Raw genomic sequence first — 15,444 nt, 5'->3', positions numbered from 1 at the left:
CTCTTTCTTCAGCCGGAACGACACCATGATTATCAGCGGCGACCGTCAGATCAGCACTCCTGAAATCCAAGAGCGCATCGCGCGGGCCGCCACCGGCTTCAAGGCGCTCGGCCTGCGTGACGGTGCGCCTGTCGGGCTGATGCTGCGGAATGATTTCGCACTTTTCGAAGCGTCGGCGGCTGCCGCGATGCTGGGTTCGCCGGTGGTGCCGATCAACTGGCACCTGAAGGCGGAAGAGGTCGCCTACATTCTGGCCGACAGCGGCGCGCACAGCCTCGTGTGCCACGCGGACCTGTTGCCGCAGATCAAGGACGGTCTGCCGAAGCGGTTGCCGCTGCTGGTCGTGAAAACGCCGCCGGAGATTGCCGATGCTTTCGGTGTGCCGCCTGAACTGGCGCGCGTGCCCGAGGGCCGGGTGGATTGGGACGTCTGGCGCGACGGATTTGCGCCGTCCCGGGAAGCGCCGGGCCGCGCAACGCCGATGTTCTATACGTCCGGCACCACAGGCCGACCAAAGGGCGTGCGGCGTCTGCCGATGCTGCCGGAACAGATGGCCGCGGCCGAACGGGTCAGCGCCATCACCTACGGCCTGAAGCCGAATGAAGATCAGGTCATTCTGATGAACGGGCCGATGTATCATTCGGCCCCCAGTTCCTACGGCATGCTGGCATTCCGCCACGACTGCACCATCGTTCTGGAGCCGCGTTTCGATCCCGAGGATCTGTTGCAGCTTATCGAGCGGCATAAGGTCACTCACATGCACATGGTGCCGACCATGTTCGTGCGGCTGCTGCGGCTGCCGGACGAAGTGAAAGCGCGGTACGATCTGTCGTCGCTGCGGTTCGTGGTGCATGGCGCGGCACCCTGTCCCGTTCCGGTCAAACAGGCGATGATCGCATGGTGGGGACCGGTGGTTCATGAGTACTTCGGCTCGACCGAGACCGGGATTCCGATCTGGCACTCGGCACAGGAAGCGCTGGCGAAGCCCGGCACCGTCGGGCGCGCGATCGAAGGCGGCATCGTCAAGATCTTCGGCCCAAACGGCGAGCCCTGCGGTGTCAATGAGATCGGCGAGATCTTCATGCGGCAGACCGCGATCCCGGATTTCGATTATCACCGCAAAGCCGGCGCGCGCGAGGAAGCCGGCCGTGAGGGTCTGATCAGTGTCGGCGATGTCGGCTATCTTGATGAAGACGGCTATCTGTTTCTCTGCGATCGCAAGCGCGACATGGTCATCTCGGGCGGGGTCAACATCTATCCGGCGGAGATCGAGAACACACTGATCGGAATGGAGGGCGTGCGCGACTGCGCCGTGTTCGGCATTCCGGACGACGAATTCGGCGAGCGGCTGTGCGCCTGCATCGAGCCCGATACCGGCGCCGCGCTGACGCCGAAGGACGTGCAGGATTATCTGCGGAAGCGGCTGGCGAACTTCAAGGTGCCGAAAGACATCAACTTCCTTGAAGCCCTGCCGCGCGAAGCCAGCGGCAAGATCTTCAAGCGCAAGCTGCGCGATCCCTATTGGGAAAATCGCCCGTCCGCGTAGCGGGCAGTTGCGTACCGGGTCGCCTTTCGGCCTGTTGAAAGTTGCGGAATTCGTCCGTTGCCGATGGTTCTGCGCTGAAATCGTGTCATGCTGCCCCGAATGAAACAGCCCGGCGGGACGAACCGCCGGCGGGGGGCGAGCGGTATGATCTCCTTGGCGCAGGGCTTGCTCGGAGCGGCATCGGGCTCGCTTGTCGGCTTTTCGCTCGGTGTGATCGGCGGCGGCGGGTCGATTCTTGCAGTGCCCCTGATGGTGTATCTGGTCGGCGTACCGAATGCGCATGTGGCGATAGGCACCAGCTCGCTCGCCGTTGCGGCGAGCGCAGCGTTCGGCCTTCTCATCCACGCACGCACCGGCACGGTAAAGTGGGGGTGCGCGTCGGTGCTCGCCGGCGCAGGTGTGATTGGAGCGTTTCTCGGTTCACTGGTCGGCAAGATGGTCGATGGGCCGCGTCTGCTGACGATGTTCGCGCTTCTGATGCTCGTGGTTGCTGTCTTGATGCGGCGTCGCCGCGATCACGACGGCAACAAGTCTGTCCAGTTGAACCGGGCCAATGCGCCGGCGCTTGCCGGCGTCGGGCTTGCCACCGGCTTGCTCTCCGGGTTCTTTGGCATCGGCGGGGGCTTTCTGATCGTGCCGGCGCTGGTGTTCGCGACCGACATGCCGCTGGTGTACGCGGTGAGTTCCTCGCTGGTGGCCGTGCTGGCCTTCGGTCTCACCACAGCAACGAGCTACGCGTTCTCCGGTCTGGTGAACTGGCCGCTGACCGCGGTCTTTATCGTCGGCGGTCTGGCCGGCGGATATATCGGCGTGAAGTCGGCGCATCTGCTGGCGAGCAGGCGGACACTGCTCAACGATGTTTTTGTGGCGGTGATTTCCTGCGTCGCGATCTACATGCTGATCCGAAGCTGGATGTAACGGCGAGCCTGCCTACGCCGCGCGCCTGATCCAGACGCGGTTGTCATGGAACGCCGCGCCGCCATAGGGCGCGATCGGATCGGCGCCCGTCAGCGTGTTGATGCCGCGGCCGTCTTCATAGGCATGGTTCGGCCAGATCGATTCCGCGATCAGCACGCCGCGCCGCATGCCATCGAAGGATTTGGCGTGAAGCCGGACTTCGCCGCGCTCGTTGCCAAGGATCACCTTGTCGCCGTCGGCGATCGACAGCGCCGACGCATCGTCAGGATGGATCATCACCGTCGGCCGCTGCTCGCGGCTGAGCGAGGTCGGCGTTTCGTTGAAGGTGGTGTTGAGGAAGTTGCGCGCCGGTGACGTGGCAAGACGAAACTTGTGATGCTCGTCGGCTTCCTCGATCACCGTCCAGTGATCCGGCAATTGAGGGAGATCGTCCACCGGGCCCGAAAGCCCCGGACTGCGGAACGGCACCGTCGGCCAGTCCGGCTTGAAACGGAATTTTCCGTCAGGCCACGCAAAGCCCTTGGTGTAATGCGCGGTCTCGAAATCCGGCTGGCAATCGATCCAGCGTTCGCGCTCGAGGTTTTCCAGCGTGCCCCAGCCGGATTTTTGCAGCGTCCAGTCGATGATCTCGCGCGGCGTCATGTTGAAGCCGCGATGTTCCGCGCCGAGACGTTTGGCGAGGCCGACGATCACATCGTGGTTGGAGCGGCACTCGCCCGGCGGCTCGATCAGTTTCGGGCCCGCGATAATGTATTGATGTCCGCCGCCCTGATAGACGTCGTCGTGCTCCATGAACATCGTTGCCGGCAGCACGAGGTCGGCGACCTTTGCGGTCTCGGTCATGAACTGTTCGTGCACGCAGACGAACAGGTCGTCGCGCGCGAAGCCCTGCTTGACGCGGGTCTGGTCCGGCGCGACCGACACCGGGTTGGTGTTCTGGATCAGCATCGCCGTCACCGGCGGCCCATTGAACAGCGCGTCGGCGTCGCCGCACAGGATCGCGCCGATGCGCGACTGGTCGAGCATGCGGATCGACGGATCGACCACATCGAGTCCCTCGATCAGCGAACGGTCCCAGTGATAGATCGCGCCGTTGTTGTGGAATGCGCCGCCGCCCTCATGACGCCACGCCCCGGTCACGGCTGCGATACAGCTTGCGGCATGCATGTTCGGCGCGCCGTTGCGTGAGCGGGAGAAACCGTAGCCGAGCCTGAAATAGGTGCGCGGCGTATTGCCCACCAGCGCCGCGAATTCCTCGATGGTCTCGACCGGGCAACCGGTGATTTTCGAGGCCCATTCCGGGCCCCGCCTTTGCAGATGCTGTTCGAGCTCATGCGGCGCATCGGTATGCTGCGCAAGAAAATCGCGATCCGCCTTGCCGTCGCGGAACAGGCAATGCATCACCGCGCAGGCAAGCGCGCCGTCGGTACCCGGCCGCACCAGCACCGCGAGATCGGCCTGCTCCATGGTGCCGTTCATGTAGACGTCGACCGCGACGATTTTCGCGCCGCGTTCCTTCCGCGCCCGCGTCGCGTGGGTCATGACATTGACCTGGGTGCTGACCGCGTTGGTGCCCCAAATCACGACGCAGTCGGACTTCGCGATCTCGCGCGGGTCCGGGCCTGCGAGCTTGCCGGTGCCGGCCACGAATCCGGTCCAGGCCGGATTGACGCAGATGGTGGAATGGAAGCCGGAGTACTTCTTGGCATGGCGCAGACGATGGATGCCGTCGCGCATCACAAGGCCCATGGTGCCTGCGTACTGATAGGGCCAGACCGCCTCGGAGCCGTACCGTGCTTCGGCCTCCAGGAATTTCCCGGCAACCAGATCCAGCGCATCGTCCCATGAAATCGGCGCGAAGGTGCCCGAGCCCTTTGCGCCGGTGCGGACCAGCGGGTTCGTCAGGCGGTCAGGATGATGAATCCGCTCGGCGTAGCGGGCGACCTTGGCGCAGATCACCCCCGCCGTGTAGCCGTTGTCCCGCGCACCGCGCACCCGCCCGATGGTGCGCTCGTCGAGCACGTCGACTTCAAGGGCGCAGGTCGAGGGGCAATCGTGCGGGCAGGCGGTCGCCGCGACCCGTCGAGGCACAGATCCGGGCGGCACGGATTTGGGGCGGATCATTTCATTCATTGCCGCGACCTTAATCTGCGCGGGCGGACATGCAAGGTCAGGGCTGTCCTGCGGGACCATGAAAGCCCCACTTCCGGCGCATGGCGGAAAACCATTCCACGGACTCAACTCCCCATGCCGGATTGTGCTAAGCGGAACCCGCATCGGGACCGGGTGCCGCCTGTCCGGCGGCTTCGCTCGCGTCCAGTCTGGTTTGAAGGAACACCGATGAACATTCTGCCCTCCAACCTGCGCTTCGGCGCGGGCCAATCCGTCAAGCGCCTCGAAGATCAGCGGCTTCTCACAGGGCAAGGACATTTCATCGACGACAAGGCGCAGGACGGCGCGTTGTGGCTTTACGTGCTGCGCTCGCCGCACGCCCACGCCAGGATCACCGCGATCGACACCAGCGCCGCACTGGCCATGCCGGGCGTTGCCGCCGTCTATACGGGTGCGGATCTCGTCGCGGACGATATCGGCACCATCCCGACCCTGCCGATCTTCAAGCGGCCCGACGGTTCGCCGATGGCCGCGCCGCCGCGGCGTCTGCTGGCGCACGATGTTGTCCGCTTTGCCGGCGAGCCGGTCGCGGCTGTACTTGCCCCATCACGTGCCGATGCGCAGACGGCCGCCGAGGCGATCGTCGTCGATTACGAGATTCTGCCGGCCGTTGTCAGTCCGGCCGATGCGCTGGCGCCCGGTGCGCCTGTGGTCTGGCCGGATGCGCCGGACAATATCGCCGCCGCCATGAGCTACGGCGATGCGGCTGCAACGGAAGCCGCCTTCGCGAAGGCCAAACACGTCGTCTCGCTCGACATCACCAGCCAGCGGCTGGTGCCGTCCGCGCTGGAGCCGCGCAGCACCATGGCGGAGGTCGACAAGAAGACCGGCCGTCTCACGCTGCATGTCCAGAGCCAGACGCCGACCGCGACGCGCGACATTCTTTCGGATGTCGTGCTCAAGCGTCCGAAAGACAGCGTTCACGTGATGGTCGGCGATATCGGCGGTGGTTTCGGCCACAAGGTCAATCTCTATCCCGAAGACGGCATCGTTGCTTATGCGGCCACGAAACTGAAGCGCACGGTGCGCTGGCGCGGCGACCGCATCGACGACTTCATCGGCGGATCGCATGGCCGCGATCTCACATCGACCGGCGAATTCGCGCTGGACGAGAAAGGCCGAGTGCTGGCGTTCCGTGTGCGCTCGCTCGGCGGCACCGGTGCCTATCTCACCGGCGCTGGCGTGATTATTCCGCTGGTGCTCGGACCTTTCGTCGCCACCGGCGTTTATGATCTGCCGCTAGTTCACTTCGACATCAGGGCGGTGCTCACTCACACCGCGCCGACGGGCCCGTATCGCGGCGCCGGACGGCCGGAAGCGGTGTTCATCGTCGAGCGATTGATGGATGCCGCCGCCCGGCAGATCGGCATGGACCCGCGCCAGATCCGCAAGGTGAATTACATCAAGCCGTCGCAACTGCCCTACAAGAACGCGGTCGGCGAAGTTTACGACAGCGGTGCTTTCGCGCACATGATGGAGCGCGCCTCGAAGCTCGCGGACTGGGACGGGTTCAATGCGCGCAAGAAAGCCGCGAAGAAAAAGGGCCTGCTCTACGGACGCGGTCTCACCAGCTACATCGAATGGACCGGCGGCCGTGTGCACACCGAAAAGGTCACGTTGTCGGCGACGGCAGAGGGCCGCATCGTGCTGCAGTCGGGCACCCAGGCGATGGGGCAGGGACTTCAGACCAGCTACTCTCAGATGGTGGCGGGCGCGCTCGGCATTCCGCTCGACCGCATCGATGTTATCCAGGGCGACACCGACAAGGCGACGGGCGGCGGCAGCGTCGGTTCGCGTTCGCTGTTCGTCGGCGGCACTGCGACCGTCGTGTCGGCCGGCGATCTGATCCAGAAGGCGCGCGAGAAGGCGTCGCATGTGCTCGAAGCTTCTGTCGGCGACATCGAATACGGTGATGGCGTGCTGACGGTGGTCGGCACCGACCGGCGTGTCAGTCTGTTCGATCTCGCCAAGGACGAGAAGGACTCGCGTCTCAGTGTCGAGAGCAAGGGCGAGGTGGACGGTCCGACCTGGCCGAACGGCACGCATATCTGCGAAGTCGAGATCGATCCCGAGACCGGCGTGACCCGCGTGGTGCGCTACACCACGGTGGATGACGTCGGCGTCGCCATCAATCCGATGCTGGTCACCGGTCAGGTTCATGGCGGTGTCGCGCAGGGCATCGGACAGGCGCTCTATGAAGGCGTGGTGTACGATTCCTCGGGCCAGTTGCTCACGGCGAGCTATCAGGACTATTGCATCCCGCGCGCCAGCGACATGCCGCATATCGACGTCACGCTCGATGATTCCGCGCCGTGCAAGACCAATCCGCTCGGCGCCAAAGGCTGCGGCGAATCCGGCGCCATCGGCGGTCCGCCCTGCATCGTCAATGGCGTGATGGACGCTCTCAGCGACCTTGGCATCACGTCGCTGCAGACGCCGCTGACACCGGTGAAAATCTGGAATGCGATCCAGCAGGCCAAAGCCACGAAGGCGGCGTGAGGCGGATTGTTTTCACCTCTCCCCGTTTACGGGGAGAGGTCGGATCGTGAAACGATCCGGGTGAGGGCGTAGGATCTCCCGATGGATTTAGATCCCCTCTCCCCATGGGGGAGAGGGAAAGCACCGCGGATGCGCCGACATTTTTACCAAAGCTGCTCTAGCCCGGCCCTTCACCGGCCGCGCGCAAGGCGGTCAATCCTTCGCGGTAGGTCGGATAGGCCAGCGTGACGCCCAGTTCGTTGCGCAGCAGATCGTTTCGCACGCGTTTGCTCTCGGCATAGAACGAGCGGCCCATCTCAGTCAGGCCGGCGTCATCGAGGCTGATTTCGCGCGGCGGCTCAATGCCGCAGAGCGAAGCCGCGAAGGTGACCACATCCTGCGGCGGCGCGGGCTCGTTGTCGGTGACATTGTAGATCGCGCCCGGCCGCGGCCGGTCGAGCGACGCGTCGACCGCGCGCGCGATGTCCTCGACGTGAATGCGGTTGAACACCTGTCCGGGCTTGACGATCCGGCGTGCGGTTCCCCGCGCCAGTTGCACGAGCTGGCTCTGGCCGGGACCGTAGATGCCCGCGAGCCGGAAAATCTGGACGGCGATGTTGTTCGCGGGGCCAAAGGCAAGCCACGCCTGTTCGGCGGCGGCGCGCTCAATCGAGCGCGCACTGGTCGGCGTCGCGGGCGTTTGTTCATCGACCCATGCCCCGCCGTGGTCCCCGTAAACGCCGATGGTTGAGAGATAGCCGATCCAGCGCAGGTTCGGCGCGGCGGCGATTTGTCTGGCGTAAGCGGCAAGCACGGGATCTCCGCCGGTGCCCGGCGGAACGGAAATCAGCAGCGCTTCGCTCCCCGCTAGATCGGCATCGATGGCGCCGTCGCGGCCGTCCGGTCCAAACACCCGCGCGGGAATGCCTGCGGCGGACAGGGCCTGCGCCTTGTCGTGTGACCGCACCGTCCCGGTTACGATGTCGCCACGCGCGAGGCGGCGTTCGGCGATGGTTCTGCCGCTGAAGCCGAGGCCGAAGATAAACAGATTCACGAAAAGCCCTGTTCAAGAGAGGCGATGCGACGTACCTATCGGCTCAGACACCGGTTTTCAATGACGGAGCCCGCAGTTGGGCGATTACGATCCGCTCCGCGAGTATCTCTCGCGGCAGACCAAGACTGAACTCGTGCTGAGCTTTGAGGAGATCGAAGATCTGCTGGGGTTCGCGCTGCCGCGCGCGTCGCAGCGGGCGTCATGGTGGGAGAAGGAGCGCAACCCCGAAAACGCGCGCCCGCAACGGGACGCGATCCGTGACGGAGGTTATGAGGCGACCCGGCTCGCGGATGGAAAGGGCGTGCGTTTTCGCAAGCTTTCCGCCGGCCGGTTCAGGGGCTGAATCCGCAGGCTGCGAATATTCCTTGTGCGCCGCAAAATCTTTTGCATGTCCCGCACGGAGCCGATGCGAAAGTTCAATGCCCCGCGCAAACCCGATCCAGCTATAAAGGCCTTTCAAACAAGAAATAACTGGGAGCGCAATATGACATCGAAGTTTTGGGCCGCAGCGGTCGCGGCGTTCAGCCTCACAACGGCACTGCCGGCCTTCGCGCAGCAGGGCGTCAAGATCGGCATTCTCAACGATCAGTCCGGCGTCTATGCCGACTACGGCGGCAAGTGGTCCTTTGAAGCAGCCAAGATGGCGGTCGAGGAGTTCGGCGGCTCGGTGCTTGGCCAGAAGATTGAAGTCGTCTCCGCCGATCACCAGAACAAGCCGGACCTCGGCGTCAGCATTGCGCGCCGCTGGTATGAAGTCGAGAACGTCGACATGATCACCGAGCTGACCACGTCGTCGGTTGCGCTCGCGGTGCATGATCTCTCCAAGCAGATGAAGAAGATCGACATCGTGGTCGGCGCTGCGACCTCGCGTCTGAGCGGCGATGCCTGTCAGCCTTACGGCTTCCACTGGGCGTATGACACCCGCGCGCTCGCATACGGCACCGGCGGAGCGCTGGTGAAGGCCGGCGGCGACACATGGTTCTTCATGACCGCGGACTATGCGTTCGGCCATGCGCTGGAAAAGGACACCGGCGACTTCGTCACCCAGCAGGGCGGCAAGGTCGTGGGCGCGGTCCGCATTCCCCTGAATACCGCCGACTTCTCATCGTTCCTGCTGCAGGCGCAAAGCTCGAAAGCGAAGATCATCGGGCTCGCCAATGCCGGTCTCGACACCACGAACTCGATCAAGCAGGCGGCTGAATTCGGTATCGTCAAGGGCGGCCAGAAACTCGCCGGACTGCTGCTCACGGCGGCAGAAGTCCACGGCCTCGGTCTGGAAGCCGCGCAGGGCCTGGTGCTGACCGAAGGCTATTACTGGGATCGCGACGCGCGCTCGCGCAATTTCGGAGAGAAGTTCTTCAAGCGCACCGGCCGGATGCCGAACATGATTCAGGCTGGCACCTACTCTGCGACCTTGCAGTACCTGAAGGCCGTCAAGGCGGCGGGCACCAAGGACACCGAAGCGGTGGCCAAGAAGCTGAAGGAACTGCCGGTCGATGACGACTTTGCGCAGGGCGGCAAGGTGCTCGAAAACGGCCGTATGGTTCACGACCTCTACCTGTTCGAGGTCAAGAAGCCGTCCGAGTCGAAGAAGCCCTGGGACTACTACAAGGAGCTGGCGGTGGTGCCGGGCGACAAGGCGTTCCCCACGGCGAAGGAAAGCGGCTGTCCGCTGACCAAGTAAGACGACCACGATATCCGGTCCGGCTTGTTGCCGGACCGGATACGATCCTTCAATTGGCGATATTTGAAGCTGTTTTCCTTAAGCCTTTTCGCGGCGGTCGCCTTCTTTGCCGGGCCGCCCTGCGCTAAAGAGAGAGAATGATCCGCGCCCTCTGCATTCTTGTCCTGCTCGGTGTGCCTGCGGCTGCGCAAACACCGCCGGAGCAAAAGCCATCGACTGAACAAAAGAATACGGTCGAGCAAAGGCCGTCCGCCGAGCCGAAGCCTGCTACGCTGTTGTGTGTCTACAACAACAGAAAATACAGCGAGGGTGCGAACGTCTGTGTGCAGAAGGCCATGATGCAGACCTGCACCATCGATGGGGCCAAGGCTGTGTGGATCAATGTCACGGACGAACACCTCAGCAGCCGCTGCACGGCGCCTGCGCCGCGCCTTTCAAAATATCAGCGGCGCGCGATCTGGAATCGCCGGAACATCGCCCGGGAAATTTCGCCGCCGACGGATAGTTCGCCGTTCTGCTTTTATACCGACGGAAAGCGGTTCTGCGAGTAGAGATCAGTTGACCTTGTAGATCGCATTGGCCCGGGTGCCGCCGCATGTCTCCTCGCGGTTGCCGGTGCACGGGGCGTTGCAGCCATCGGGCTTGCCGAATTTCCCGAAAGTGTTGCCGCAGAAGCAATAGGATGCGTCCTGCGTTCCGGCGTGGCGTCTCCGGGCTTTCGGCACGTTCTCAACCACGCGGGCGGAACCGCGGAAAAGAGCCCGGCTGTGGCAAAAAATCGGTGTTTCGCTTGAACTTTCCGCCTTCTGGCGTAGACATCGCGCGCAAGAGAGCGAAGGCAAAAGACCGGAGTTAGCTGTCCATGTCCGTCCGTATCGTCGATGTCCGCGAAATCACCAAGCCGATCTCGTCCCCGATCCGCAACGCCTACATCGACTTTACAAAGATGACGACCAGCCTCGTCGCTGTCGTCACCGATGCGGTTCGCGACGGCAAGCGTGTGGTCGGCTACGGCTTCAATTCCAACGGACGTTACGGGCAGGGCGGGCTGATCCGCGAACGTTTCGCGCCGCGGCTGCTGGAAGCCGATCCGAAGACGCTGCTGGATTCCAGCGGCGACAACATCGATCCCGACAAGGCGTGGGCGGCGCTGATGTCCAACGAGAAGCCCGGCGGCCACGGCGAGCGTTCGGTCGCGGTCGGCACCATCGACATGGCGATCTGGGATGCAGTGGCGAAGATCGCGGGCAAGCCGCTGTTTCGTCTGCTGGCGGAGCGCCACAATCGCAAGGCCGATCCGCGCGTGTTCGTCTATGCGGCGGGTGGCTACTACTATCCCGGCAAGGATTTATCGGCGCTACGCGGCGAGATGCGCGGCTATCTCGACCGCGGCTACAATGTCGTCAAGATGAAGATCGGCGGTGCATCGATCGCGGAAGATCAGGAGCGCATCGAGGCGGTGCTGAAGGAGATCGGCAATCAGGCGCAGCTTGCGGTGGATGCCAACGGCCGCTTCGATCTGGAGACCGGCATCGCCTACGCCAAGATGCTGCGCGAGTATCCGCTGTTCTGGTACGAAGAAGTGGGCGATCCGCTGGACTTCCAGTTGCAGGCTGCGCTCGCGGAATTCTATCCCGGCCCGATGGCCACGGGCGAAAATCTGTTCAGCCATCAGGACGCGCGCAATCTCATTCGCTACGGCGGCATGCGGCCGGATCGCGACTGGCTGCAGTTCGATTGCGCGTTGTCGTACGGGCTCTGCGAATACCTGCGCACGCTCGATGTGCTGAAGACCCATGGCTGGTCGCCGTCGCGCTGCATCCCGCATGGCGGGCATCAGATGTCATTGAACATCGCAGCAGGTCTCGGCCTTGGCGGCAACGAGAGTTATCCGGATCTGTTTCAGCCTTACGGCGGCTTCCCGGATGGGGTGCGGGTCGAGAACGGCCATATCACCATGCCCGACCTGCCGGGCATCGGCTTCGAGGGCAAATCCGATCTCTACAGGGAGATGAAAGCGCTGGCGGAGTAGCGTGGGCCCGCCCCTCCGGCGAAGCCGTCACGCATTGACGTGAATGAAATCCCGCAGCAGCGGATAGATTTCGGTATTCCACTTGCGGCCGCTGAAGACGCCGTAATGGCCGACGCCGGCCTGCATGTGATGCACCTTGCGGTAGGCGCGCACGCCGGTACAGAGATCCTGCGCCGCCAGCGTCTGCCCGATCGAGCAGATGTCGTCCTTCTCGCCTTCCACCGTCATCAGGCCCATCTTCTTGATGGAGGCCGGGTTCACCGCGCGCCCCTTGTAGGTGAGCTTGCCCTGCGGCAGCAGGTGTTCCTGAAAGACATCGCGGATGGTGTCGATGTAGAAATCCGCCGGCAGATCCATCACCGCGAAATACTCGTCGTAGAAGGTCTTGATGGTGTCGGCCTTCTCGACTTCACCCTTCGCCAGATGCTCCAGCAAGTCCTTGTGCGACTTGACGTGCCGTTCGAGATTCATCGACACGAAGGCGGTGACCTGAATGAAGCCGGGATAGACCTTGCGGAAGGCGCCCTTGCACTGCATCGGCACGTAGTTGATCAGATTGTCCTCGAACCACTTCAGCGGCTTCGAGGTTGCGAATTCGTTGACCTTGGTTGGCGCAATGCGCGTATCGATCGGTCCTGCCATCAAGGTGAGGCTCGCCGGGCGCGCGCGATGATTGTCCTCCGACATGATGGCGCAGGCCGCCAGCGCCGACACCGACGGCTGGCACACCGCCACCATGTGAGACTTCGGGCCGAGCTGATCCATGAAGGTGATGAGATGCTCTGTATATTCGTCGAGGCCGAACTTGCCCTGATCGAGCGGGATGTCGCGCGGATTGTGCCAGTCGGTGATGTAGACATCGTGATCCTGCAACAGTGTCTGCACCGTGCCGCGCAGCAGCGTCGCGAAATGACCCGACATCGGCGCGACCAGCAGAACCTTCGGCTGGTCCGGCGCGCCGTCCTTCTTGAAATGCAGCAGCGAGCCGAACGGCGTCGCGAACGGGATTTCCTCGATCACCGGCCATTCCCGGTTGCCGACCGCCACCGGCTTGATGTCGTATTCCGGCCGCTTGTAGGTCAGCGAGCTGCGCGACATCAGTTCGAGCGTGGCGGCGAGGCGGCCGAACACCTTGTCCGAAAAACCCTCGGGGAGCATTTTCAGATAGGACAGCGCTGTTGAAGCCCCGTTTCGCCACGGGGCCGTCATGTCCATGGTGTTCTGATAGGTCTGGTACATCATTGGAGACATCCGGCACATTCCCTTGCTTTGTGCCATGCAAACTTGACGCCAGAGCCCCGTCAATCGGCCATTCGGACTGGCATGTCGTTTGCTGTGTGTAAAAGGAGCAAGCGCTTAAACAACAGGCAGGCGCGGGCATGACCGGGCGGAAAAGTGCGATCCGCCTCTTTGATGTGCAGGCGTTAGGAGAGCGACCATGGCCAAGGCCACGTTGACCATCAGCAGCAAGAACTACTCCTCATGGTCGCTGCGCGGCTGGCTGCTGACCAAGTTCTCGGGGCTCGAGTTCGACGAGATCATCACGGCGGCGGACGATCCGTCGGCCCGGGCGGAAATCCTTTTGCTGTCGTCTTCGATTCTGGTGCCGTGCCTGCGTCATGAGGGGGCGGTGGTCTGGGACACGCTGGCGATCGGCGAATATCTCAACGATCTCATGCCGGAAGCGGGTTTATTGCCGTCGGAACGCATTCCGCGGGCGCATTGCCGGTCGATCTGCGGCGAGATCCATTCGGGCTTCACGGCGCTGCGCTCGTCGCTGCCGGTCAACATCAAGGGGCACTTTCCCGGCTTCAAGATCTGGTCGCGGGCGCAGGCGGACATCGATCGGGTCTGCGCGATCTGGAGCGACTGTCTGGAAAAATCCGGCGGCCCGTTCCTGTTCGGGCATCGGTCGATGGCGGACGCCATGTATGCACCGGTTGTCACGCGCTTCCTGACCTACGATGTGCAGATCAGCCCGTCGCTGGCTGCTTACGCAAAACGGGTGATCGCCCTTCCTGAAATGCAGGAGTGGATTGAGGCCGCGCGGCAGGAGCCGGCGGAAATCGAAGAGCTCGAGGTGGAATATTAGGCAAAGGCCCCGCGCAACTGCCTGATCGCTGGGCCGGTTGCGGCCGCGCGTGCCTGCCTGAACGGGCGCTTTTCTGGGATGCCAGAGGCGGCGCGTTGCGCGACCGCCAGGCCCCAGATCGCCGCCAGGCCGAATCCCGCACGGACTCAGCCACATCCTTGATTGCGCAAAACTTCCTCACGCTGTGACCGCTCGCGATGCGGGCGCTGGCGTGGAATTCGCATGATGCATTGCAGAAGCAACTGCGCCGGCGCACGTCGCCCGGATTGGAGGATGCTATGAATGTACATGCTGCGGTCGGTTCAAAACCGTCTGGTCTCACGCGCCCGAACGGTGCCCCCATTCGTCTGAACACCCAGAGCTTCGTCGCCATCGATCGCCACAAGGATACGACATACGAGGCGACGTATCGGCCGCAGGCGCTCTACAGCCGCGCGGACGAAGGCTTCCATGCGAACAACGAAGCCTTCCTGCTCCATGAGGTCGCGACAAACCTGCCGATCTATCTCCCGGATACAGGCCCCACCGATTTCCATCTTCATCTTCCGCCGGGCGGCTTCCAGCTCGTGCTGGTCACGTCGGGCATGTTCACCTTCGATTACGACGGACGCTTCTACAACGTTGGCCCCGGCGCGGTGATGCTGCAAAGTGCGATCGTGCATCGTCAGCTCTTTTACACATGGTCGGGGTTGTCGACGGAGGAGAATCTGAAGACGCCGCAGACCGTGGCGCCCGATCCGATTTCGATGGGCTACTCCGGAAAATTTCTCGAAGCCTTCATTACCGATCCCACGACATTTCCCAATCCAACCATCGTGGGCCCGGATCAGATCAATGAAGATGAAACGCCGCGTGTGGCGTGGAGCCATCCGCTGCATGATCGCCCGGCCGATGCCGGCTTCTGGCTTCAGGACCCATTGGCGCTGGATGCGCTGTTCAAGCCGCTGGCGGCTGGCTCATCCGACAGTCTCATCAAGTCGGCCATGCCTGTTTATGTGCGCGATATCGGAATCGAGATTCCGAGCGGTCATCTTGTCACCGGCCACATCGTCGCAACCGATCCGCGCGGCCACTCGCTCCTGCCCAAGAGTACGTCCGCAACAGCGGACGCAGCCTCTCTCGCGAAGGGCGAGGTCGTGATCTATCGCGTCATTCGCGGCACGGCCGAATTCAAGGACAGTGCGGGCAAGACTTTCGAGCTTGCGGCCGGCGATGTGGTGACTGCGAGCAAGAACACGATCTCCCTCGTCGGTGTCGGCGAAAATACGCAAGTCCTGCGGCTTGGCCTTCTCAAGGGGATGGACAGTCTTCGCAGTTGGACGCCGACGCAGCGTGACGAGATTGATGGTCTGGCCGGTCAAATCATCACGGGCAGGGATGTCCGTCCTCTCCGCACCGAAGGCCAGCCGGTCGGTTATCTATACAAGTAGGCCGTTGGCTGAACGCGTCACTCGCCAACGCCAGGCCT

Annotated in this window: 13 protein-coding genes; 9 read left to right on the top strand and 4 right to left on the bottom strand. The window is 63.1% G+C overall.

Annotation, left to right across the window (positions count from 1 at the left end):
- Positions 1–25 precede the first annotated feature (25 nt).
- Together ACP7AL_RS16365 and ACP7AL_RS16360 are read left to right on the top strand one after the other, a co-directional pair.
- The gene (locus tag ACP7AL_RS16365) at positions 26–1,546 is read left to right on the top strand and encodes an acyl-CoA synthetase (protein ID WP_425992863.1); all 1,521 of its coding nucleotides are present in this window, start codon (positions 26–28) and stop codon (positions 1,544–1,546) included.
- Between the two features lie 144 nt (positions 1,547–1,690).
- Positions 1,691–2,464 (top strand): sulfite exporter TauE/SafE family protein, encoded by a 774-nt coding sequence (locus tag ACP7AL_RS16360; protein WP_006023041.1) that lies wholly within the window; start codon positions 1,691–1,693, stop codon positions 2,462–2,464.
- A gap of 12 nt (positions 2,465–2,476) precedes the next feature.
- Here ACP7AL_RS16360 and ACP7AL_RS16355 read toward each other — a convergent pair whose 3' ends face one another.
- Positions 2,477–4,597: a molybdopterin-containing oxidoreductase family protein gene (locus tag ACP7AL_RS16355; RefSeq protein ID WP_425992860.1), complete on the bottom strand. Its 2,121-nt coding sequence runs from the start codon at positions 4,595–4,597 to the stop codon at positions 2,477–2,479.
- Positions 4,598–4,804: 207 nt separating this feature from the next.
- Between ACP7AL_RS16355 and ACP7AL_RS16350 the strand changes: the two genes are divergently transcribed.
- On the top strand, positions 4,805–7,135 hold the full coding sequence (locus ACP7AL_RS16350; RefSeq protein WP_425992858.1) for a xanthine dehydrogenase family protein molybdopterin-binding subunit: 2,331 nt from the start codon (positions 4,805–4,807) through the stop codon (positions 7,133–7,135).
- A gap of 157 nt (positions 7,136–7,292) precedes the next feature.
- Here ACP7AL_RS16350 and ACP7AL_RS16345 read toward each other — a convergent pair whose 3' ends face one another.
- Positions 7,293–8,168: an SDR family oxidoreductase gene (locus ACP7AL_RS16345; protein WP_425992856.1), complete on the bottom strand. Its 876-nt coding sequence runs from the start codon at positions 8,166–8,168 to the stop codon at positions 7,293–7,295.
- A 76-nt stretch (positions 8,169–8,244) separates the two neighbouring features.
- On the opposite strand from ACP7AL_RS16345, the gene ACP7AL_RS16340 reads away from it, so the two are divergent.
- From ACP7AL_RS16340 to ACP7AL_RS16330, 3 genes are all read left to right on the top strand, one after another.
- Positions 8,245–8,511: a DUF7662 domain-containing protein gene (locus tag ACP7AL_RS16340; protein ID WP_425992854.1), complete on the top strand. Its 267-nt coding sequence runs from the start codon at positions 8,245–8,247 to the stop codon at positions 8,509–8,511.
- A gap of 141 nt (positions 8,512–8,652) precedes the next feature.
- Positions 8,653–9,852: an ABC transporter substrate-binding protein gene (locus tag ACP7AL_RS16335; RefSeq protein WP_006023036.1), complete on the top strand. Its 1,200-nt coding sequence runs from the start codon at positions 8,653–8,655 to the stop codon at positions 9,850–9,852.
- Positions 9,853–9,989: 137 nt separating this feature from the next.
- Positions 9,990–10,403: a DUF1496 domain-containing protein gene (locus ACP7AL_RS16330; RefSeq protein ID WP_425992852.1), complete on the top strand. Its 414-nt coding sequence runs from the start codon at positions 9,990–9,992 to the stop codon at positions 10,401–10,403.
- Positions 10,404–10,406: 3 nt separating this feature from the next.
- Here ACP7AL_RS16330 and ACP7AL_RS16325 read toward each other — a convergent pair whose 3' ends face one another.
- Positions 10,407–10,577, bottom strand: coding sequence for a WSC domain-containing protein (locus ACP7AL_RS16325; RefSeq protein WP_425992850.1), 171 nt, complete (start codon positions 10,575–10,577; stop codon positions 10,407–10,409).
- Between the two features lie 137 nt (positions 10,578–10,714).
- On the opposite strand from ACP7AL_RS16325, the gene ACP7AL_RS16320 reads away from it, so the two are divergent.
- Complete coding sequence (locus ACP7AL_RS16320) at positions 10,715–11,884, top strand: mandelate racemase/muconate lactonizing enzyme family protein (protein WP_425992848.1); 1,170 nt, start codon at positions 10,715–10,717, stop codon at positions 11,882–11,884.
- A gap of 27 nt (positions 11,885–11,911) precedes the next feature.
- On the opposite strand, the gene ACP7AL_RS16315 is transcribed toward ACP7AL_RS16320, so the two are convergent.
- Positions 11,912–13,135: a polyhydroxyalkanoate depolymerase gene (locus ACP7AL_RS16315; protein WP_425992846.1), complete on the bottom strand. Its 1,224-nt coding sequence runs from the start codon at positions 13,133–13,135 to the stop codon at positions 11,912–11,914.
- A 187-nt stretch (positions 13,136–13,322) separates the two neighbouring features.
- Between ACP7AL_RS16315 and ACP7AL_RS16310 the strand changes: the two genes are divergently transcribed.
- Both ACP7AL_RS16310 and ACP7AL_RS16305 read left to right on the top strand, forming a co-directional pair.
- On the top strand, positions 13,323–13,976 hold the full coding sequence (locus ACP7AL_RS16310) for a glutathione S-transferase family protein (protein ID WP_006023031.1): 654 nt from the start codon (positions 13,323–13,325) through the stop codon (positions 13,974–13,976).
- Positions 13,977–14,254: 278 nt separating this feature from the next.
- Positions 14,255–15,406 (top strand): hypothetical protein, encoded by a 1,152-nt coding sequence (locus ACP7AL_RS16305; protein ID WP_425992843.1) that lies wholly within the window; start codon positions 14,255–14,257, stop codon positions 15,404–15,406.
- The last annotated feature ends 38 nt before the right edge of the window (positions 15,407–15,444 follow it).

Origin of the sequence: Afipia sp. DC4300-2b1 (assembly GCF_049895725.1) — a bacterium.
GTDB classification, from domain to species: Bacteria; Pseudomonadota; Alphaproteobacteria; order Rhizobiales; family Xanthobacteraceae; genus Afipia; species Afipia broomeae.
The sequence above is the reverse complement of the archived record's forward strand: the minus strand, read 5'-3'. Positions and strand labels throughout refer to the sequence as shown.